Genomic DNA, 20,625 nt, shown 5'->3' with positions numbered 1-20,625 from the left:
GGCTTACAGCGCCAGGTCAGAAACCGGCTTGCTTGGCTCAGCCGCAGGCTTGGCAGCCTCGGTGGCCTGTGGAGCAGCCAGCTGCGGGATCGCAGGTGGCGGGGTCAGTTGCAGGATACCGGCGGTGTAGGCCCATTCCTTGGCAACTGCTTCAGGGCTGTCGTTCAGCTTGGTGCCGTAGCTTGGCACGATCTGGTGCAGTTTTTCCTGCCAGGCCGGGCTGGCTACCTTGTCCTTGAACACCTTTTGCAGCACGGTCAGCATGATCGGAGCCGCGGTGGACGCGCCTGGCGATGCACCCAGCAGGCCGGCGATGGTGTTGTCGGCAGAGCTGACCACTTCGGTACCCAGCTTCAGCACGCCGCCTTGCTCTTCGTCACGCTTGATGATCTGCACACGCTGGCCGGCTTGCCACAGGCGCCAGTCCGATTGCTTGGCGTTCGGGAAGTACTCTTGCAGCGCCTTGAAGCGGTCGTCATCGGACAGCATCAGTTGGCCGGCGAGGTACTCGACCAGCGGGTATTCACGAATACCGACTTTAGTCATGGGCCAGATGTTGTGGGTGGTGGTGCTGGTCAGCAGGTCCAGGTACGAGCCTTCCTTCAGGAACTTGGTCGAGAAGGTCGCGAATGGGCCAAACAGAATCACGCGCTTGCCATCCAGCACACGGGTGTCCAGGTGCGGAACCGACATCGGTGGCGAACCTACCGAAGCCTTACCGTAGGCCTTGGCCAGGTGCTGCTCGGCGATGGTCGGGTTCTCGGTCACTAGGAACGAACCACCGACTGGGAAGCCTGCGTATTCCTTGCCTTCAGGAATGCCCGACTTCTGCAGCAGGTGCAGGGCACCGCCGCCGGCGCCGATGAACACGAACTTGGCGTCGGTTTCAGTCTTGGTGCCGTCTTTGAGGTTTTTGTAGCTCACGCGCCACGAACCGTCGGCGTTCTTGGTGATGTCCTGCACTTCGCTCGACAGCTTCAGGTCAAACTTCGGCGTGGTTTGCAGGTGAGCGACGAACTGGCGGGTGATCTCGCCGAAGTTCACGTCGGTACCGATCGGGCTCCAGGTGGCCGCGATTTTCTGGTTGGGATCACGCCCTTCCATCATCAGCGGAACCCACTTGGCGATTTGCGCCGGGTCTTCGGAGTACTGCATGCCAGCGAACAGCGGGCTGGCCTTCAGGGCTTCGTAGCGTTTTTTCAGGAACTTGATGTTGTCATCGCCCCACACAAAGCTCATGTGCGGAGTGGAGTTGATGAACGAACGCGGGTTCTTCAACACGCCCTGCTGAACCTGCCAGGACCAGAACTGACGGGAGATCTGGAACGCTTCGTTGATCTCGACCGCTTTAGGGATCTCAACGTTGCCGTTCTTGTCTTCCGGGGTGTAGTTCAGCTCAGCCAGGGCCGAGTGACCGGTACCGGCGTTGTTCCAGCCATTGGAGCTTTCTTCGGCCACGCCATCGAGGCGCTCGACCATCTCCATCGACCAGTCCGGTTCCAGCTCATTAAGCCAGACACCCAGGGTTGCACTCATGATGCCGCCGCCGATCAGCAGCACATCGACTTTCTTTGCCTCTTCCGCGTGAACGGACGTGATCCCCATCGACAAAGCCAGCCCCAGCAGGGCAGTGTTTACTTTTTTAAACATCAGTAGCACCTATGATAAAACGCCATCCGCCCTACCGCCCCCGATCATGAGTAACCCTCGTTCACGCTACGTCAGGCAACGTACCGCGGGGTCTGCACAGTCACATAAAGGCTGCAGGGTGGGCACACAAGGCCGATGGATCGACCTCACTGTTATGTCCCTTCTGCGCTGACTTCTTATCATTATTGGCTTCAGCTACCTGGGCGACAGCCAACCGCTGGGACGTATACGGGTGTACGCACCAGGGAAAGACTAGCCCAAGACGGCGCGCAGAATATCACGCTAAACAGCGTTTATGCGCCGTTTGGCCAATTGACAGGCCTAAATCGCGGGTTTTAATGCGCCCCTGTCAAGCCTGGCAGCCGCGACCTGCGGTCACAGGCGTGGAACTCTGCCGAAAATGGCGGTTCTAGACACCTTCGTCGCGGCTTGCGTAGCATCGGCGACTGTCCTTCGTGCACACCCTCCACACAGAGTTACCCATGACTATCCAGCAAACACCCGGGCACGTACTGCCCGCGCGCAGCGCCGCCAAAATGGAAGCGGCCATGGCCGTGGGCGCCTTCGCGATCGGCACCGGCGAATTCGCCATCATGGGCCTGATGCCCGACATCGCCCAGAACCTGGGCCTGAGCGAACCCCAGGTGGGCCACGCCATCAGCGCCTACGCCCTGGGCGTGATGGTCGGCGCCCCGCTGCTGGCCATCCTCGGCGCCAAGCTGCTGCGCAAGCACATGCTGCTGTTGCTGATGGGCCTGTACGCCCTGGGCAACTTCGCCACCGCCTTCACCCCCACCTTCGGCTCGCTGGTGGCCTTCCGCTTTATCAGCGGCCTGCCCCACGGCGCGTACTTCGGCATCGCCGCCGTGGTCGCCTCCAGCATGGTACCCACCGACAAACGCGCCGGTGCCGTGGCCCGCGTGATGATGGGCCTCACCCTGGCCATGCTGCTGGGCAACCCCATCGCCACCTTCCTCGGCCAACACCTGGGCTGGCGCTCGGCGTTTGCCCTGGTCAGCGTGATCGCCCTGCTCACCATCGCCCTGGTCTGGCAATTCGTGCCCCACCGCCACGACGAACAACGCAGCGACCCGCGCAAAGAACTGCGTGCCTTCACCAAACCCCAGGTATGGATGGCCCTGTCCATCGGCGCGATTGGCTTTGCCGGGATGTTCTGCGTATTCAGCTACCTGGCGCCGACCATGCTGGAAGTGACCAAAGTCTCGCCCCAGTGGATTCCCTTCGGCCTCGCCGCCTTTGGCGTGGGCGGCATCATCGGCAACATTGCCGGTGGCAAGTTGTTTGACCGCATGCAGTTTCGGGCAGTGGGCTTGATATTGGTGTGGTCGATGGCGGTGTTGTTGTTCTTCCCTTTCGCTGCGTCTTCGCTGTGGGGCGTGCTGCTGAGCATGGGGTTGGTGGGCACCATGGTCGCGTTGGCAGCGCCGTTGCAGATTCGCTTGATGGACATTGCCCACGAAGCGCCAAGCTTGGCGGCAGCGTCAAACCATGCGGCGTTTAACCTGGCGAATGCGCTGGGCCCGTGGTTCGGCGGCATGGCCATCACTGCCGGCCTGGGCTGGACCAGCACCGGCTACATCGGCGCCGCAACAGCCCTGGTCGGCCTGGGCCTCTACCTGATCGCCCGGCGGATGAAAGGCGGCCACTAACGCCCTACTGGATCAAACTGTAGGTGGGGCTTCCAGCTGTAGGAGCGAGCTTGCTCGCGAAAAACTCACAGACGCCGCATTTCTTCAGGAAACCCGCGTTATCGTTGACGTTTTTCGCGAGCAAGCTCGCTCCTACAGAACGCGATGATGCTTAACTGACAGGTATTAGTGCCTGCCCCCCACCCCATCAATCATCATGCAACAGCCCCGAACCATACTCCCCATAACTACTCCCCAGCCCACTGCCACCAAAACTCATCTTCGCAGCATTGTTGGGGGGGCTATGGTCGCCAAATGCCTGGCACACGCCTGAAAAGCACGGGTCGCTGTTGGTCACGCTCGATGAAGATGAACAAGCGCTTAACAACAACGTGCCGGTGATCATCACGACTTTGACGAGGTTCGAGATCATGGTTTCAGTTCCCTGTGGGCTGGAGGCGCTGGGGTCCTCTCTTGCAGGGAATCCTAGACCTCAACGACGCAGGGAATTATGAAACTTTGCTGGGGGACAGCATGAGTTCAGGTTGCCGCCTTGGGTAAGGCGGCAGGGTTGGTTGTCAGGCTTTGACTGAGGCGGCTACAGGCGCAACCTGCTCCTGGGCTCGATCAACAAGCAGCGAGCTCAACTCGATTAACTGCTGAATGCCCAGGGCGATAGCGCGCTGGGAGTCGTCGAGATCGAACGCCAAGGTGGCGGCCATTTCGTTGGCGGATGCGAGGTTTTCGGCGGCGTTGGCCAGGAGGGTTTCGGGGTCGATGGTTGGGTTGACGAGGAATAGGCTGTCGCTTGGGCGCTCGGTGGGGGCAGCATCGTCGGATGGGGGCAAGTGATGATTGATTGCGCGCTGGGCTGCGGCTTGAAGCTTGGGATCAGAAGATGCAGCATTTGAAGCATAAGGCGGATTAGGTGTGACCTTGTACATGGCGAAGCTCCTTAACTATTCAGGAACTACCAGTCTCACTTCCACATGAGAGGTGGCAGCTGTACGCAGGTGTGGAAGACCAGGGCTAAGGACCCGGCGCACCGAAGTGCCCCGCGCACAGCCGCCGAAACACATGATACAGACGTAAAAAAACGCCGGTAGGTGTTTGTGACGATTGCGTCTTAGCTTGGTACGGACTTCCACATCCGACCGCTGGGTTGGCAGCGGCTTGAGGAGGTTAGCTAGGGGTGGTCTTAGGGGCAAGCCGAGAAAAGCGTGGGAAATTTCCTAGACGATTTAACCTGTTCCGGAAATCACTCCACATTCGGTAAGTCGTCCCGATGATGGATTGGATGCATTAATTACCGCGCCCCCTTTCCCTCTTGGTTAATTCCAAGCCAACCCTGACTTTTGTAGCAATTTCTAAGCGACGAGCAGTCAAAAGCATTGGAGGGTTGTAAAAAGTCGATTACCTTCAGTCCTCCAGACGCTAATATTTGATGACATCAATCCAATCAGTGGAAATTCAAGCGAATGGACGACAACTCCCAGCCGCCCAAGGACGAAAGACGCAAAAGCATACAAGACACTGTTGAGCGCAAACCGGGGTCGGATGAGCTAGAACCAGCTGACGAGCTAAAGCTCGACTTGGATAGCATTCAAGCAGCCACTATCAATCCAATTTTGGACTCTGATGCTTCAGAAGAACCCCACCAGCCGACATTGCACTTTGATGCAATTCGAGCCTCGGTCATAAATCCCGATTTTGATACGATACGGGCAGCCTTGAAACCTGCACTCAATTTCAAGGCCATACAAGCGGTCATAAATCCCGCTTGGAATTCTGAAGTCATACGAGCAGCAATGAAGCCTGCACTTGACTTCAAAGCCATGAAAGCAGCTGTCATGACGCCCGCTTGGGATTCTGATGTCATACGAGCAGCCATGAAACCTGCACTCGACTTCAAGGCCGTACAAGCGCTCATAACGCCCGCTTGGGATCCTGATACCATACGAGCAGCAATGAAGCCTGCGCTCGATTTCAAAGCCATGCAAGCAGCTGTCCTGACACCCGCTTGGGACTCTGATGCCATGCGATCAGCAATGAAGCCCGCACTCGACTTCAAAGCTATGCGAGCTGCTGTTATGACTCCTGCTTTAGACTATGAAGTTATACGAGCAGCCATGAAACCGGCACTCGACTTCAAAGCTATGCGAGCTGCTGTCATGTCACCTACGATAGACTTCAGCAATATCCAGATGTTAATGAAGTCCTTCCCTGCAATGGTATCGCTGGGCGCGTCCTTAGCAGCTATTAGTTCATTGCCTGAATCACAAAATTTCAAGTGGAATAATCTTTCGGACGAAAGCTTCCTCAGAACGGTCACTTCGGCTGCCAGACCTTTCACTCTTGACGAAAACTTAGCCGACTCCATTACCTCAATCCTCTCAAAGCTCACTGACGCGGCGGAAGATGGAGTCACAAAAAGTAAAGTAGCTGCACTTCAAGTGGCTATCGAATCCGAATTATCAAAAGCAAGTTCATCAGGTGGGACGTTAAATTTCACCACACCCGCAAAATGGTTCATACCTTGGTTTATTTGGCTGGTATTAAGCTACCTAGCATTACAAAACGGCGTTCGTGAGGAATTATGTTTTCTACAACCAAAAATCATACCAGGAATGACCTCGGGACAATTAGGTAAGGCAATACGGAGCGCTGCATGCGAAATTCCGTTAGACGTGCTGAAAAATCATAGGTTTGTAAGGGGAGATTCCGTAAACTTACGAACAGAGCCTCGAATTAACGCCGAAACCATACCTATTTTTTTATCCGACGGAGCAATACTAGAAGTAATCGGAGACGAAAATCGTGTTTGGTTGCACGTATCTGTTGTGGGGCAGGGGGGAGTTGAAGGTTGGATTTCTCGCAAATATGTACGAAGACTGACACCTTAATCCGTATCTATGAAGGTGGCAGAGATATATCTGGCATTGAAATGTATCTACCCACAGCTAATCACGTTTGATCGCATGGATCTCAATCAAGAACTCGCGTCGCACACCCCAACTGTGGAGGAGTATGTGGGGGATTTAGGGGGATAAGCCCGTGGTTACTGGCTGTGACGCCCGCTCAAGGCAGGTTGCATAAATGCATAATGGGCATTGTATGGCATAGATTGGCGTATGGTTTGCCCCATTTTGCCCTATGCTTGCCCTTGAGATTGAGCCGACGCTGGATGGTATACTTCTCTACCAGGCAAGTTTTGCTCATAGCGTAATGAGGTTTTTATCCCATCTATTCTGTATCAATCTGGACCCACCACTAGAGCAAACGTAAGCGCCCTAATCTCATCACGTCCGGCAGCATCATTAGACTTACAGGACAAGGCACAATAGTGTGATAAATTCAGTTGCCCCGTCAGAGACCGTAACCATGGCTAAAGCTTTCTATAAGTACATGACATTTAACACTGCCAATATTGTTCTAGAAAATCAGACGCTTCGCTGGAGCACGCCAGCCACCTTAAATGACCCTTACGACATTCAGTTTGACCTTCAGATTAATTTTAATCGAGAAAAAGTACTTCACAACACACTTGACAAACTCTGGAAAGTTTTTATTGGAGAGCTAATTGGCCATCCAGAGAACAGAATGTCAACTACGGTCAATCTTATGCGACCAATACTCAAAGACATACCGAAAAAGCATTTTATGCGTCAAATGGAAGAAGGTATAAAGAAATCTTTTTCAGTAATGGATCAAAATATCCATAAAACCTATCGCGAAACCAGGGAACATCTTTCTACAACAAAAATTCTATGCTTAACGGACTCGCCTATAAATCAGCTCATGTGGGCTTATTATGCTGACAGTAACAAAGGTGTAGTACTTCGCTTCCAAGATGAGCCTGGAGCAGACAGCCCTTACTGCACTGCCAAAGAGATGACTTATGTACGAGACATCCCATTGCTGTTCGAAGAGGAAGAGCTTTCCGACTTTTTAGCCGGCATAGTAAAATTCGATCAGACAAAACGAATTAACACTCTAATTTATACGAAATCTGATGCATGGAAACATGAAAGCGAGTGGCGAATTTTTGCAGGGGATGGACATAACAAAAACGCACCTTATGAAGATAGGAAGTTCGGATCCAAAGAGCTTACTGGAGTGGTGTTTGGCTGCCGCATGCCACCGGATCAGCGGGATGCCCTATCGAAAACTGTGAAGCGTTGCTACCCCCACGCAGAAATTTTTCAAGCGGCACCAGCCAATCACTCCTTTCAACTTGAGCTATCCATCTTCGACAAGCTTTAACTTATCGATAAAAAACGACCCACTGACGACACAAAAGGGGACAGATTTGAATGACACTTACTTAACGACTAATCAGCTGATCTGATTACAAAAAAATGAAAAACGGCCGCCCTTGGTCTACGGTGATAGTTGCGAACACACACCACTCGAACAAAGACAGCCCGCGTGAATCGTAGACGTCAAATCGTCAGGCATCAACAGCTGCACATTCAGCAGCACGCCAAAAACGTAACCGTCCGGGCAACACACCTTCAAGGTTAGCTTTTGGGTTAGGTCTGGTTATTTCCTAACCTTTATTAGCGTTAAATATTCAATATATTAACTCCTTTAAAAACAGTCATTTAGGAATCACTAACCTTTAACCTAACCCAACCTAACCCATCAAAGTTAGGTCTGAAGGCCAACAAACACGGGCCTTCCAGCACACAGAACTACGCTCAAAAAAACTAACCTTTTTCCCGCGCCACTTCCAAAAACCGCAGCTTTTCAACGCTTGCACAGGTCTCACATGGGTGACATCGTCTTGCTATGTCACCACAGCCTTGGAAGTGAAGATGGAAACAATCACTGTCGATCATTGCGTACTGGTCAAACTGATAGATAAAGACAAAAGCGAACGTCAGCGGCTGATGGCACAGGCATCAGCGGAGTTGCTGGATTATTGTCTTGCTAATGAAATACAAATTTTTATGTCGAGCCGTGTCGAAAATTGGGACGCGGCGACAATGACCGATCAAGCCGATCATGACCGGCTTGCAGCGCTTGTAACGAAGTACAAGATCAAGGAAACCTCGGCAGGGTTTAGGCTGGGAGATCTCCCTGATGCGCAGACAGGAAAGTCATAATTAATCGGTCCACGAGGCACAATTTTTGGTGGCATAGATATGCTTGTGGATCACCCATCTGCCTGCCCGATAACACAAGCTTTCATTTCCGTATTTGGTGAAGATCCCATCGGCCGACCGGCCAGTAACACTGGTCGCAAACTCCCCAACTGGATCGGCGACTACGATTCATTGAAAGGACACTACATTGCGGGTTATGGGATTTTTGTAACACTGGATACGAATGTACCGTGCTTCGATGCCAGCTCCCGCGAAAGAGCATTTGTGGAACTCGACCTACTCATCAAATCGCCGGAAGAAGCGCTCTACCTGTTAAGAACGCGAGCTTAACAAGTCAGCTAAGCATGAACAGTCAAGCGAGCGGCGTCCGCGATTCGCCTCCCCTCAAAACATGCTCATGCTGCAGGGAATTGCAGGCTTTTGGGAGCCCACCATCAAGCACACGTCCAGTTGCCCTGGCGGGTTTGACCTACTTGCAAGTGTGCGGAAAAAACGACCCATTCAGCCCGCAGGCGAGGTGGGGGGACGACAGCGTGCGCCGGAACTGAACTAACCTGGCAGGAATCGTGGCGCACCAAAATGACGCAAACCACCAAGCTATAGTAGCTCCGTGTGGCTCGTAGGTATGGTAGGCATACGCCGTAGCTACGAAAGGCAGTTAAATGGGTAGGCAGACAGGGCCCCTCGGGCCGGTGTTGTGAATGTTCAGTGACCGCCGTGACTGTCGGAGACGTTCTTGTCGACGTCTGGCCCGCAATGAGGCAGTTGGATGAAAAAGGAGTGAGGTACAACCACTCAGCTACTACCCGCTAGTAGGTAAAAATGAAATCAGGGTTGATGAGAGCATTCGCGTACGCTTCTACTAGCCGCTATGATGCCCAGAAGAGTGCAATGCTAGGTCAAAGGGAATGATCAAAACCATGGTTAATTTATGATCACAGTAGATAACGATCTTGAAGCCTATAAAAAAATCACTATAGCGTGGTGGAATACCAGCCTCTCGCCATCCGGGAACAGCAGAGGCTGTGAAGATCTAACTAGGAGCGCGGCGGAAGTAATTGCATACCTCATTATCAACTCCAATGTTGACTTTATGGCGCTTGGAGAGATTTCAGATGAAGATTTTGAAAATCTAAGATCACTAGAGGTATTCAGCGAGTTTGATTTTCATACAGGCGTATCAAAAGCAGGCAGATCAAAATTTGATACCTGTTATATTTCCAACCCAGAAAAAATAACTATAAACGGACTTGAAAACATCACATCCGCCCGTGGAAATAGCATCATGAAAATTGCCCAGAGGATAGATTTTTCAGACAATAAAACCGGAACTCCCTTTCATATTTTCGTTTCACACTGGCCCAGCCGTCTATGGTGTGAAGAAAATCATGCCGACCGACACGTATTAGGCATCAGGCTACGAGACGAAGTCGACAAGTTACTCAACTCTAACACCACACCTCCACATATAATACTTCTAGGCGACTATAACGATGAGCCTTTCGACAAATCACTAAGCTCTCAAGTTATGGCGACAAGAGACATAGACTTGGTAAAAAAACGAGAACACTTGTTTTACAACCCATACTGGAGTCAAATGGGAAAAGGTAAAAACGGGCAGTCTTTAATGGGTGGCAGCTATTATTATCAAAGTGGTGAAACTACACGCTGGCACACCTTTGACCAAATAATTTACTCACACGCCTTTGTGTCCGCGAAGATATGGAGGCTGGCTGAGTGTAACGATCACATCAGTGACGTCCCAGGGCTTATGGATCTTGTGATAAGCAGAAAATCAAAGTTTGATCACATACCAGTATATGGAACAATCGAGAAGGTAGGTTGAAATGGCAGACTTTAAAAACTCATTCGACTTAGGACTAAAGGCCGCAGAGGCAGCGGCGGCTAAACTAGCAGAAATTGACTCCGTCTTCGAAGAGATGAACCGCCAAATCTCGGAAGCAAGTGAAGGGAAAATAGCGATAAGTCGAGAATCACGTTATAGCAACTCCATTAATGCTTTGCTCGGAGCCGGTATTTTTTCAAACAACAAAAAGTCTGAGAAACCCGAACTAACCACCTATATCGTTGCTAAAAATCCGCTTTCCGAAAGTTCGACAAAAGCTGACATTGGTGAAATTGAAACCAACAAGAAAGGATACCCCTGTGAAATACGATTCGGGAGCGATAAATTTCTATGCGAGGACAAAGTGGCCCTTGAAAAAGTATTATCCATAATGCTTTCTGACCCAGATGTCGGAAAAGAGCTCGCACGACTGATCAACTTACCGTCAAAAAAAGCCGTCTGAAATTTTCGCTTCAAAATGCCGCCCTTAGGGCGGCAATTAAAATATGTATCGTGATTATTTAGCTCTGTACTTAAAACAACCCTCCCAACGCTGCTGGCTCCCAATTCATAATCACCAGCTCTGACCTCGGCCCTCCACTGCCACTGATTGGTAGTGCTGTATCGAATATCTACTGTCTCAAAGTGAAACCCCTCAAACACCTTTCGAATATCAGGGTGGTCGTTGATACTCACCATCACCATCACCTTGCCCTTGCACCGCCGCATGAATTCGGCCATCCGCTCATAGTTCTCAAATGGAAAGTCCACCCCATAACCAGCGGTCTGCCAGTAAGGCGGATCCATGTAGTGAAAGGTATGCGGCCGGTCGTACTGCTCCGCGCACTCCAGCCAGCCCAGGTTCTCAACATAGGTCCCGGAGAGGCTCTGCCACGCGGCGAAAAAAGGGGACGAATTTATTTATACCATTGCCGAGACAGAGCTAATCACCAAGCAGTAAAAAGCCGCCTCATCGGCGGCTTATTGCCTTAAGAATGATTTTTAGCGACTAAGCCTTCAGTTCATCCGGTGTATGCGTCTTGAGCCAATCAGCCAAGGCGGCGTTCATTCGCGTTTGCCAGCCCGGCCCAGAAGCTCTGAATCGCTCCAGCACGTCAGCGTCAAAACGAACATTAACGTGCTCTTTAGTGGCTACCGACTTTGGCCGACCACGCTTCGGTTTGAGCATTTCCTTCGCCTGAGCTTTGCCAAACAATCCCACAAGCACCTCGCTGGCTGGCTTGGCCTTAGCAAAGTCTTCAGCCGACCATTCAGGGTTCGCTGTATCGACCTTCTCAGGACTGGGTTTCTTGGTCATAATTTTTGACCTCCCGTTTGTTGGCTTTACGAAAGCTGATGACGTGAACCGCGTCACCTCGTGGGGTGAACACTACGACATGCAGCCGATCCCCTATGTATCCCATCGCTCGATAACGACACTCACCGTAGTCGAATCGATCATCTTCCACGATCAAGGCCGTAGACCATTCAAAGTCCCGTACTAACGCAAATGGGAGTCCGCGTTCTTCAACGTTACGAGCGTCTTTGGCTGGGTCATAGGTAATCTGCATGTGATTATCGTAGCCACAATAAATCATCAACACAAGGTGCGCGTCGAAAGCCTACCGAGCGTGTACTCGGGTTACCACCGATGGTTGGCTGGCTAGGCCTGAGAACCCGCCAAGTACCCGACAAACATCCCTGATAAACTACGCCCTATTCGCCTCGCTGACTCAGACCCCCCATGCCCCTACAAACCGCCCCACTCTCCCGTCGCTTCAGCGTCGCCCCCATGATGGATTGGAACAACTAATCCTCCAGGCCTTACAGAAAGGGCACTACAACACCTTCGCCACACACCCGTACCACTTTCGTACCAGCACTACTCCCGCGCGCTTACCCCCTGCTCCTTTTTCGCTGGCTTTCGCAATCCGAGAGTTGCCGCTGCTATGCTTGATTTATTTCAAAACGAGCCGTAAACCAATGGCAAGCGAGTACTCACTGACGGACGTGCTGGAACGGCTTTATCAAAATCAACTGGCCTTGGAAGCGGCTGTGATGGAGCTGACTCTTTGGGCTGAGCAGCAAAACGCTTTAGAAGTGGGTGAGAATGTTCGGGGGGCACTTCATACGATTGGTGAAAACGCGGGCCATATCAAACAAGGCCTGGCTCGATTTGGGAAGGGAAGACCTCACCTAAATGTCAGTTATCGGCCAAACGCAGTCATTCAATGACTCTACAAAATCAGGGGCGATTCACAGCCTAATCTACTCACCGATAACAAATGAGCCTCTATCATGGAAGGTATTCCCACGAAACAAACCAAAAATCGCCGTAACCCGACGTGGTCGCGGAACGAGTTGATACTAGCTCTTGATCTTTTCATGCATCACCCTGGAGAAAACCTTTCAGAAGATCACTCCGATGTTGTGGAACTGTCCGATTTCCTGAGACGGATGGGGGAGCTAATGGGGTGGCTTATGCCCCAAAATTTCCGTAGTCCAAATTCAGTTGTGATGAGGCTTGCAAACTACAGCCATCTCGATCCCTCTCACATAGATGCGGGTCTTCAAGGGCTTCCCAATGGGGGCAAAGGGTGCGAACTCGTTTGGAGAGAGTTTTTCGGTTTCCCCGATAGATTGGCGTCAGAAGCCGCGACTATCCGAGCTGAAGTGGAAGCTGGCCATCTCAACTCAATTAACCACAATTCGGCGACAACGACAGCAACGAGTTATATCACCCGCCTCTGTCAAAATAGCTCCAATTGGCAGTACCCCACCAGGAGCGCAGCCGAAGCGTCTAATACTTTTTCCTCAAGGTACGGCTATGGCCATGAGGAATGGCTTTTTCGATTCGAATGGCAAATTGGTGGCTGGCAATATGGTTTTCTTCAAGGAGTAAACAAGGGCTGGGAGTCACGGCTAGCCCGTGGTGAGCGTGCAGGTGATGTTGTGCTATACACCCTGACTCCTGATGGGCGCCGCTATGTGGCCCGCATTCGCCACATAGAGTTCCTAGATGAAGCTCAGGGCATTGCGGCGTTAGATCACTACAAGCGTGTAGGATGGTATGACCGCATGCTGGAGGAAATAGACGTCGTAGATGGTGACAGGAGTGGCTTAGGGAACGGTGAGTGGGCCCCTTACGTATTGAATGTTCGTTTTCGCCCAGAAGATGTTGATTGGTATCCGCCAAACACATATGCCAAGGCAGGGGATCCCGTGCAGCACTACAATCGGTATCAGCTCATTGAGCTCAATCACGAGGACTCCCTTCCAAAAACGGTGAATACACGCCGTCCGGCTCGGAAAGGACAGAATTTCCCTCCCATTCAAGACAGCTATTTCAGGAGCGGCGGTTCGGGACGAGACTGCTCGCCAGAGCATGGAATAATGCAGACCGTCCTGCATGAAGAACTGAAGATTGAATACCCTGACGCGAACATCGTCTTTGAAGAAAATTTCGTAGATGTCACCGTAACAACGAAAATGGAGAAAATCCTCTTTGAGGTTAAATCAGATTTCTGCACCCGTAGAGTTTTGCGCTTGGCAATTGGGCAACTGCTCGAGTACGCGTACTACTGGAATGAGTTGCCAGAAAAAGCGGTTAGGTTGGTTGCGGTTGGTCGGACTGCACTGAGTCCCGAGGATGAAAAATATCTCAGATACCTTACGGGAAAATTGAATCTCCCCCTTGACTATCGCCAGGTCAAGCTGCCATCTGAGGCTTAAGAATGTCTCTAAATCAGTGCCGATGCGCAACCCCATCGGCACTCCTTGAGGCCCGCTCGCTTTCTGATGATGAATTGGACGTATTTTTTTAGCGCCTTTTAAATAGGGGCCTTGCCTGTCATCCGATTTTCTCCGTACCAATTTTTGTACCATCACTGCGAATTTTTCCTAAGCAGCATGAGATTTGGCTACGCCGCGCTGATATGATTCATCAAAACGAAGGGAGTCACAGGCCGTGATGGTATACAACAAGTGTGCATTAAGAACATTAACGCTAACTATATTTTTTATATTTTTAGGATACTTCCCCTCAACTAGCTATAGTGCCAATACAAATCATAGAGAGCAAGATCTTAGCACCTACAAAGAGATAGCTCAAATTCGCTTAGAAAGCACTCGTGACATTATACAAAAAGACATCCAAGCTTTGTCCTCTCGCTTGGACACTCAAGATAAACGCTTAGATACTCAGAACTCACATATAGACCAAAACCTGAGTCTGTTAGGAATTCTGCTTTCTGTGCTTGCGATTTTACTTCCACTAGCTGGTCTAGTTGGTTATGTCTCAGTCTCACGTAAAGCACGAGTCGAGGCACAGCTAGAGGCTCGAAAAGAGGCTAAAGTCAGCTCCAACGAATGGTTTGGTGTTCACGCTAGCGAGCTGCAAAGTAGATTGGATGGTCTTCAAGAAAATTTGCAAACACTAGAAATCCGAGCTGAAGCCGGGTTCAACTTACACATTCAGCGCGTACAAGATGGTGCAGACTTGGCAATTAAAGAAATTCAACTATCAGTCAGTGGCCACGACACATTCAAAACTAATATCTCCGAAACTTCCGCTAATGCGCTCGCTGAGGCGGCAACGGCTGCCAAAAATAAGCCAGAATCAAAATATACATTCACTGATTGGAATAATCGCGCATTCGATGCTTACTCAAAAGGCGATATAGAACGTGCCGCTCGCTTCTGGCGAGATGCAGCCGAGGTCAACTCTGCCACACCACAGCAAGTATCGTTGGCTCTATACAATGCAGGCGTAGCAATGAGTGAGTTAAAGCGGTATGAGCAAGCCATTGAAATTCATGATGACATTATTAAACGATTCGACGGCAAGCAAATCAAAAACATGGAATCCACAATCGCTGAAGCACTAAACGGAAAAGCTAGCTGTTTAGGACTACTAGGACGCCATGAAGAAGCAGACTTACTACTCGATGCAATTATTGCCCGACTAGAGAAAGATGAAAAATTTTCACATAGTGAATACATGGCTCACGCACTTATTAATAAAATTATTGGCCTTTCAATCAAAAAACTTTACGCCCAAGTACTTAAACTATGCGAGCATTTTCTTGAGCGTTTCGACAAAGCTGAAAGCCAGGAAATCGTAAAACATCTAATTACTGTAAGAAGCCAAAAAATTGGAGCCTTGAAAGTTTCAAACCGGGAAGATGAGATAAATAACATATATAACCGAACGATCGCACAGTTCGGAGAATCAAATGACCCTGAAATAATTGAGGAAATCGGAAAAATAAAAACTACTATGGCATATGTTTTCATATGCCAAGCGAAAGAGAAATGGACTGACAGTAAATTCCGGATTAAAACTCTATATCAAGCAGCAGCTCTCCTTAATGAAGCTATAATTGTCATCCCACATATCGCAGTGGTTTATGGCAACCAAGCTTATTGCGCCCACCTATTAGGAGAAGATAAAAAGTTTATAATCGACAAACTTACCCAAGGACTTATCTTGGATGGCCCGCAACTGTACGCGGAAACTCTAGATGACCTCCTGATTCACCCAATCCCTGAAAAAGACCATATCTTTAGAGTAATGCTGGAAGAAGTCTGGGGAAATGTGAAAGCGCGATCAAATACCTAGAAAAGGAGGCAGCGGAGTACAACAACGCCGCTCGGGATTTTGCGCTTTGACTAGAGTTCCGCCTTAATCAGACGCAGAACTTTAGTCGGAACGAGCTCAAGGGCCAGTAGGTCGAGCCGTTACCAATAACGCTGCTTACGTTTAAAATGTCCTCACGCCTAGACTAGGTACGGGGAACTCTTTTTGTGGGCATGGAGACCACTCTTGCAGGAGTGGTCCCAACACCCACCTAACTGGGTCGATGTATCTCAACTGACTCGGAGGCGTTTATCTCCAATTCCAACGACCGATGCCATCGGCAATATCTGACGCCGTGCAGGTAAGAGTGCGTGCGCGAGAAGATTAAGAGAGCGAGGACTGAGCAAGCAGCTTCAGTACATCACCCGGCCTATGGCATTCGGAGTTTTCATGTTGACCCATGGGAAAGAGGTTAGGAGGGTAAGTTATTCTCTGATTGCCATGAATGCCTTGTCGGATGCGGCTTTGCGACGAGTTGCCAAGGTTAGCTTCAGGTTAGGATTGGTAAAATCCTAACCTTGAGTGATGTTAAATAATCAATACTATTATTTGTTTAAAAACAGTCACTTACAGATTCCTAACTTCGAACCTAACCCAACCTAACCCCTCAAAGTTAGGTCTCTAGCCCAACAAATACGGGCCTCCCAACTCTCTACCCCCCCCTCGAAAAAAACCTAACCCCTTTCCGAGGCACCTACTTAATTTGACTGACCAGCCGCTCTTGTAAGCACAGCGGAAAAACACCTTCCTCGCAGGGTTCCGCAGGTTTTCGATAGCCTGGGAACCGTCCGACAGGCCCCAGCCTGCCTAATTTGGGGGTGGGTGCAGAAGCGCAGAAAATGTGACCCATTTAGCCCGCAGGCGAGGTGGGGGGACGACGGCGCGCGCCGGTCGACGCAAATTCAGCAGAGTCAATATCGCACCAAAAAAGTGCAAAAAAGTCCCATAGCATCTCCCCCCTCTTCCTATCGCCGGAGCCCCTGATCTAGGCGCCCGATAGTACAGCCACCAGTGATCTAGGCTCCCTCCTCTGCCTCTTGAGACTCAAGAATCCCGAGCGCGAGCATCGATATCATGCGCGGTTGCATTTTTCAGTAGTGAACCTCGATCCTTTCAACAAAAGCCGTTAGAATGGCTCATGAGGAGAAAACATTGACCATGCATCAGATTGACGCCGTTGACTTGTTCTGCGGAGCTGGCGGGCTTACCGCAGGCTTATTGAAAACCGGCATCGCCGTCCGTGCAGGGTATGACATTGATCGCAATTGCGAATTCGCGTACCGGGAAAACAACGGCGCCGAATTCATCGCAGAAAGCGTCGAAGTCACCACAATAGAAGACGTGGCTGCATGGTATCGACCAAACCGGATCAAGCTCCTAGCCGGTTGCGCACCTTGCCAACCGTTCTCGACTTATAATCAAGGGCGCGACACCAGCACTGACCGGAAATGGCCACTGCTCTACTCATTTGAAAAGCTGATTAAAGGTGTAAAACCTGAGCTGGTAACGATGGAAAATGTTCCAGATGTCACTAAACATCTGGTCTACCACGATTTCGTAAAAAGCTTGAAGGTTGCCAATTACCACATATGGGAAGGCACAATTCATTGTGTAGATTACGGCCTTCCTCAACTGCGCCGGCGCCACGTTTTACTAGCTTCATTGCTTGGGCCAATCACAATGATCCCAAAAACCCACGATAAAGCGGTGTCGGTTGAGGAGGCGATCGGCCATCTTCCGAAGCTTGCAGCCGGAGAATGTGATCCCAATGACACACTTCATCGTGCGGCAACCCTGAGCAGTACCAATCTTAAACGCATTATGTTGTCAAAGCCGGGCGGCACTTGGAGAGACTGGCCTGAGTCGCTCAGAGCCGACTGCCATCGCAAAGCTAGCGGGCAAACCTATGCAAGCGTATACGGCCGCATGCGAGGCGATCAGCCAGGGCCAACAATGACAACGCTTTGCTATGGGTTTGGTAACGGGCGTTTTGGGCACTATGACATGGCCCAGAATAGGGCAATCTCGTTGCGAGAAGCCGCGACTTTGCAAGCATTTCCACCCGATTACAAATTCATGCCCCCGGATCAAATAACATTTAAAACCGTAGGGAGAATGATCGGGAACGCCGTTCCGGTGCGCCTGGGGGAAATTATCGGGTTGAGTATTCAGCGACACCTTGAAGAGACAACTCAGGGCCAGCGGGTAGACTCAGGTCAAACATGAGCCGCGACTAGTGACGAAGCTTTTCGGTTGCGCATCTCTGACCATCAACGCCTCAAATCCTCATCCCGCTATGTGAAGGGCTCTTATAAGGCCCCTAATCTTCGACAGAAAATCTTGGCTGTCGGTACTCATTACGGCTTTGAGGAGACGAGGCGTACCGACGGTCCAAGCGCCGATAAAAACGCAAAAATGAGCAAAGCCGCCACACGTCGGTGATACGACATATTAACCCTGCGCACAGTTTCCCTCTGCAGCTACAGCGCAATCACTCCTGCGGCGAATACGCATTCTCGGCCCCTCCCCCAGCGATTCAGTTGTCATGCCCCTCCGCAAGCCAAGCTGAACTCTGCCGGTAGCGTCATAGGTCTAATAGTGGCTTTTTGCTGCTGATTTGCGGATCTATTTGTGTAAATATGCTGCCAAAACCACTCGCAAACAACAGGACAACAAGCAATGGACGCAGCAGTAGAAGCGGTTGAGGAACAGGGGTATTTTCTAGAAATTGATTTGAACGTGCTTAACCACCTCGGCATAGGTCTCTACAGCAGTACTCCCGCAGTCGTCACCGAAATTGTTGCAAACGCGTGGGACGCGGACGCTAATTTGGTGACTGTGGACATTCAGGATGACAAAATCATCGTCCAAGACGATGGCCATGGTATGGGGCAAGGCGAGCTGCAAGCGCGCTTTCTTCGTGTCGGATACGCGCGTAGGGATCAGCCCAAAGGAAACAAAAGCGATACTCTAAGCCGGCCGGTGATGGGTCGTAAGGGGATAGGAAAACTAGCGATGTTTTCCTTGGCAGACCAAATTGATATCTGGTCAAAAAAGGAAGGTTTGCCACCAGTATCGGCGAGAATAAATGTCGAGCAGCTTCGAAAAGATATCCAGTCGGCCAAGAAATATAACCTGGAAAAGCAAGATGTGGATTATCAGTGGGGAGAAAAGACGGGGACGCGAATTGTCTTGTCTAAACTCACAGCTGGTACTGATAAGACAGAAAGTTTTCTTCGTCCACGCATAGCCCGACGTTTCAGTGTTTTAGGAGACGCCCATAATTTTAAAGTAATTATCGGCAAAGACGAAATCACTACTCAGGATCGCGGATACCACGCAGATGTACAGTTTTGGTGGGATCTAGAAGATGCTACCAGAGCAGCTCAAAAGCCATTGCTCAAAAATCTCGCCACCGACGAAGACGGCCATGAATGTATAAAGCGAATAAATAACGTTGTAGTTGTGGAAAACCGCGCCTACAATCTTCGCGGATTTATCGCAACCGTCGCAAAACCAAAAAGTTTAAAAAAGACTGATGACAACATAAACCAAATTTCGTTATTTGCTAACGGCCGCGTATTCCAAGAAGATATGCTAAAAGACATTGGAAATGCCAAGGTATTTAATAGCTATATTGTTGGAGAAATACACGCTGATTTCCTTGATGCAGATTCGATAGACCGGGCTACTGCAAACCGAGAGTCCGTAAAAACCGGAGACCCACTTGTAAGTGCGGTCCGTGCGTGGCTGAAGAATACGCTTGATGACATAGCTGACCAGTGGGACGATTGGCGGCGTCAGCAAAATGTTGACAGTGATGATGATCGTACTAAGTTGGCTTTAGAAAAATGGTATGCCTCCTTGACCGATGCGAGGGATAGAAAGCTAGCACAGAAACTAATCACTCCGATTTTGTCAGCCGAACATTCTAATGACGAGACAAAAAACAAAGACATCAAACGAGACTTGGTTCGAAGCGCAATCGTAGGCTTTGAGAAACTGAGAATTAGAAAGCAATTAGATAAACTAGAAAAAATAACTGATGTCTTATCCGTCGAATTCCAGAAGCTATTCCTAAACCTCGACAGTGTCGAAGCAACTCACTACCACGAGATAACACGCTCCAGATTGCAAGTAATTGAAAAATTTGAAAAGGAAATTGCGAACACGGACGCGCTTGAGAAAGTCGCTCAAAATTACCTGTTCGATCACCTATGGCTGCTTGACCCTACGTGGGGGCCGGTTGGTGAAAGTAAGGTAATGGAACAAACCCTCACTAAGGAGCTTAAAGCAATAGCACCCGACGCCCCTACAGGAGCGCGAATTGATATTGCATATAGAACCTCAACAGGACGTCATATCATTGTTGAACTAAAAAAACCCGATAAGACATCGGTGGATGTAGACGACCTAACGAAGCAAGGACGGAAGTACAGAGGCGCAATTACCGAATATCTGCGAAAACAAACCGACATCGGTGGTTTGAACGGCCGCAGACCAGCGATAGATGTAGTTTTCGTTACTGCAGAACTTCCCAGGACTACCGACGGGGATGCATTGGAAATCCTTAGAGGCAACCAGATGCAATCGTTCACCTATAAAGGAATGATTGTAAATGCTAGAAAAGCCTATCAAGAGTACTTGGACGCATCCCCGAACGTTTCTGTTATTGATGATATTGTTTCCAACATAACCTAACGTCTAAGGCTTGCCTCACTGCGCTGTGGGGCG

Annotated in this window: 17 protein-coding genes and 1 pseudogene; 12 read left to right on the top strand and 6 right to left on the bottom strand. The window is 50.2% G+C overall.

The features are described 5' to 3' along the window. Window positions 1-3: 3 nt before the first annotated feature. A complete protein-coding gene (gene mqo, locus HU731_RS24025) occupies window positions 4-1,650 on the bottom strand; it encodes a malate dehydrogenase (quinone) (RefSeq protein WP_034135222.1) in 1,647 nt (548 codons plus the stop codon). 482 nt (window positions 1,651-2,132) lie between these two features. Between mqo and HU731_RS24020 the strand changes: the two genes are divergently transcribed. Continuing rightward, window positions 2,133-3,320, top strand: coding sequence for an MFS transporter (locus HU731_RS24020; RefSeq protein WP_014717589.1), 1,188 nt, complete (start codon window positions 2,133-2,135; stop codon window positions 3,318-3,320). A 187-nt stretch (window positions 3,321-3,507) separates the two neighbouring features. Here the strand turns inward: HU731_RS24020 and HU731_RS24015 are convergent, their stop codons facing one another. Together HU731_RS24015 and HU731_RS24010 are read right to left on the bottom strand one after the other, a co-directional pair. Further along, window positions 3,508-3,732 carry a hypothetical protein gene (locus tag HU731_RS24015; protein WP_186606018.1) on the bottom strand — a complete coding sequence of 75 codons (225 nt, stop codon included), beginning with the start codon at window positions 3,730-3,732 and terminating at the stop codon, window positions 3,508-3,510. 145 nt (window positions 3,733-3,877) lie between these two features. After that, window positions 3,878-4,243 carry a DUF6124 family protein gene (locus tag HU731_RS24010; protein WP_186606016.1) on the bottom strand — a complete coding sequence of 122 codons (366 nt, stop codon included), beginning with the start codon at window positions 4,241-4,243 and terminating at the stop codon, window positions 3,878-3,880. A gap of 534 nt (window positions 4,244-4,777) precedes the next feature. Here HU731_RS24010 and HU731_RS24005 point away from each other — a divergent pair. From HU731_RS24005 to HU731_RS23980, 6 genes are all read left to right on the top strand, one after another. Beyond that, entirely contained in the window at window positions 4,778-6,202 is a 1,425-nt protein-coding gene (locus HU731_RS24005) for an SH3 domain-containing protein (RefSeq protein ID WP_186606014.1), read from the top strand. Window positions 6,203-6,680: 478 nt separating this feature from the next. Next, complete coding sequence (locus HU731_RS24000; RefSeq protein ID WP_186606012.1) at window positions 6,681-7,562, top strand: DUF2971 domain-containing protein; 882 nt, start codon at window positions 6,681-6,683, stop codon at window positions 7,560-7,562. Window positions 7,563-8,116: 554 nt separating this feature from the next. Continuing rightward, entirely contained in the window at window positions 8,117-8,407 is a 291-nt protein-coding gene (locus HU731_RS23995; protein ID WP_186606010.1) for a hypothetical protein, read from the top strand. A gap of 39 nt (window positions 8,408-8,446) precedes the next feature. Next, window positions 8,447-8,737 carry a hypothetical protein gene (locus tag HU731_RS23990; protein ID WP_186606008.1) on the top strand — a complete coding sequence of 97 codons (291 nt, stop codon included), beginning with the start codon at window positions 8,447-8,449 and terminating at the stop codon, window positions 8,735-8,737. Between the two features lie 601 nt (window positions 8,738-9,338). Continuing rightward, window positions 9,339-10,253: an endonuclease/exonuclease/phosphatase family protein gene (locus HU731_RS23985; protein WP_186606006.1), complete on the top strand. Its 915-nt coding sequence runs from the start codon at window positions 9,339-9,341 to the stop codon at window positions 10,251-10,253. 1 nt (window position 10,254) lies between these two features. After that, complete coding sequence (locus HU731_RS23980) at window positions 10,255-10,716, top strand: hypothetical protein (RefSeq protein ID WP_186606004.1); 462 nt, start codon at window positions 10,255-10,257, stop codon at window positions 10,714-10,716. A 70-nt stretch (window positions 10,717-10,786) separates the two neighbouring features. Here HU731_RS23980 and HU731_RS23975 read toward each other — a convergent pair. The 3 genes and pseudogenes from HU731_RS23975 to HU731_RS23965 all read right to left on the bottom strand — a co-directional run. Then, window positions 10,787-11,153 (bottom strand): annotated as a pseudogene (locus HU731_RS23975) (DNA adenine methylase); the annotation flags it as partial. A 109-nt stretch (window positions 11,154-11,262) separates the two neighbouring features. Then, on the bottom strand, window positions 11,263-11,571 hold the full coding sequence (locus tag HU731_RS23970; protein WP_054919831.1) for a BrnA antitoxin family protein: 309 nt from the start codon (window positions 11,569-11,571) through the stop codon (window positions 11,263-11,265). Beyond that, entirely contained in the window at window positions 11,549-11,824 is a 276-nt protein-coding gene (locus tag HU731_RS23965) for a BrnT family toxin (protein ID WP_186606002.1), read from the bottom strand. Before HU731_RS23965 ends, HU731_RS23970 begins: the two co-directional genes overlap by 23 nt. Before the next feature lie 412 nt (window positions 11,825-12,236). On the opposite strand from HU731_RS23965, the gene HU731_RS23960 reads away from it, so the two are divergent. From HU731_RS23960 to HU731_RS23940, 5 genes are all read left to right on the top strand, one after another. Further along, on the top strand, window positions 12,237-12,488 hold the full coding sequence (locus tag HU731_RS23960) for a hypothetical protein (protein ID WP_186606000.1): 252 nt from the start codon (window positions 12,237-12,239) through the stop codon (window positions 12,486-12,488). A 63-nt stretch (window positions 12,489-12,551) separates the two neighbouring features. Beyond that, a complete protein-coding gene (locus HU731_RS23955; RefSeq protein ID WP_186605998.1) occupies window positions 12,552-13,985 on the top strand; it encodes a hypothetical protein in 1,434 nt (477 codons plus the stop codon). A 235-nt stretch (window positions 13,986-14,220) separates the two neighbouring features. Next, window positions 14,221-15,873, top strand: a complete 1,653-nt coding sequence (locus HU731_RS23950; RefSeq protein WP_186605996.1) for a tetratricopeptide repeat protein — start codon at window positions 14,221-14,223, stop codon at window positions 15,871-15,873. A gap of 1,176 nt (window positions 15,874-17,049) precedes the next feature. Beyond that, entirely contained in the window at window positions 17,050-18,117 is a 1,068-nt protein-coding gene (locus HU731_RS23945; protein WP_186605994.1) for a DNA cytosine methyltransferase, read from the top strand. 453 nt (window positions 18,118-18,570) lie between these two features. Further along, window positions 18,571-20,592, top strand: coding sequence for a BbrUII/HgiDII family restriction enzyme (locus HU731_RS23940; RefSeq protein ID WP_186605992.1), 2,022 nt, complete (start codon window positions 18,571-18,573; stop codon window positions 20,590-20,592). The last annotated feature ends 33 nt before the right edge of the window (window positions 20,593-20,625 follow it).

Source organism: Pseudomonas salmasensis (assembly GCF_014268375.2).
GTDB classification, from domain to species: Bacteria; Pseudomonadota; Gammaproteobacteria; order Pseudomonadales; family Pseudomonadaceae; genus Aquipseudomonas; species Aquipseudomonas salmasensis.
This window is presented reverse-complemented; position numbering and strand designations above follow the sequence as displayed.

What these genes read in the sequence shown, in the direction of transcription:
- HU731_RS23980 (WP_186606004.1), top strand. Translation starts at nt 10,255, where the DNA reads ATGGCAGACTTTAAAAACTCATTCGACTTAGGACTAAAGGCCGCAGAG.
- HU731_RS23990 (WP_186606008.1), top strand. Translation starts at nt 8,447, where the DNA reads ATGCTTGTGGATCACCCATCTGCCTGCCCGATAACACAAGCTTTCATT.
- HU731_RS23940 (WP_186605992.1), top strand. Translation starts at nt 18,571, where the DNA reads ATGGACGCAGCAGTAGAAGCGGTTGAGGAACAGGGGTATTTTCTAGAA.
- HU731_RS23985 (WP_186606006.1), top strand. Translation starts at nt 9,339, where the DNA reads ATGATCACAGTAGATAACGATCTTGAAGCCTATAAAAAAATCACTATA.
- HU731_RS23960 (WP_186606000.1), top strand. Translation starts at nt 12,237, where the DNA reads ATGGCAAGCGAGTACTCACTGACGGACGTGCTGGAACGGCTTTATCAA.
- HU731_RS23965 (WP_186606002.1), bottom strand. Translation starts at nt 11,824, where the DNA reads ATGCAGATTACCTATGACCCAGCCAAAGACGCTCGTAACGTTGAAGAA.
- HU731_RS23945 (WP_186605994.1), top strand. Translation starts at nt 17,050, where the DNA reads ATGCATCAGATTGACGCCGTTGACTTGTTCTGCGGAGCTGGCGGGCTT.
- mqo (WP_034135222.1), bottom strand. Translation starts at nt 1,650, where the DNA reads ATGTTTAAAAAAGTAAACACTGCCCTGCTGGGGCTGGCTTTGTCGATG.
- HU731_RS23995 (WP_186606010.1), top strand. Translation starts at nt 8,117, where the DNA reads ATGGAAACAATCACTGTCGATCATTGCGTACTGGTCAAACTGATAGAT.
- HU731_RS24005 (WP_186606014.1), top strand. Translation starts at nt 4,778, where the DNA reads ATGGACGACAACTCCCAGCCGCCCAAGGACGAAAGACGCAAAAGCATA.
- HU731_RS23955 (WP_186605998.1), top strand. Translation starts at nt 12,552, where the DNA reads ATGGAAGGTATTCCCACGAAACAAACCAAAAATCGCCGTAACCCGACG.
- HU731_RS24015 (WP_186606018.1), bottom strand. Translation starts at nt 3,732, where the DNA reads ATGATCTCGAACCTCGTCAAAGTCGTGATGATCACCGGCACGTTGTTG.
- HU731_RS24020 (WP_014717589.1), top strand. Translation starts at nt 2,133, where the DNA reads ATGACTATCCAGCAAACACCCGGGCACGTACTGCCCGCGCGCAGCGCC.
- HU731_RS24010 (WP_186606016.1), bottom strand. Translation starts at nt 4,243, where the DNA reads ATGTACAAGGTCACACCTAATCCGCCTTATGCTTCAAATGCTGCATCT.
- HU731_RS24000 (WP_186606012.1), top strand. Translation starts at nt 6,681, where the DNA reads ATGGCTAAAGCTTTCTATAAGTACATGACATTTAACACTGCCAATATT.
- HU731_RS23970 (WP_054919831.1), bottom strand. Translation starts at nt 11,571, where the DNA reads ATGACCAAGAAACCCAGTCCTGAGAAGGTCGATACAGCGAACCCTGAA.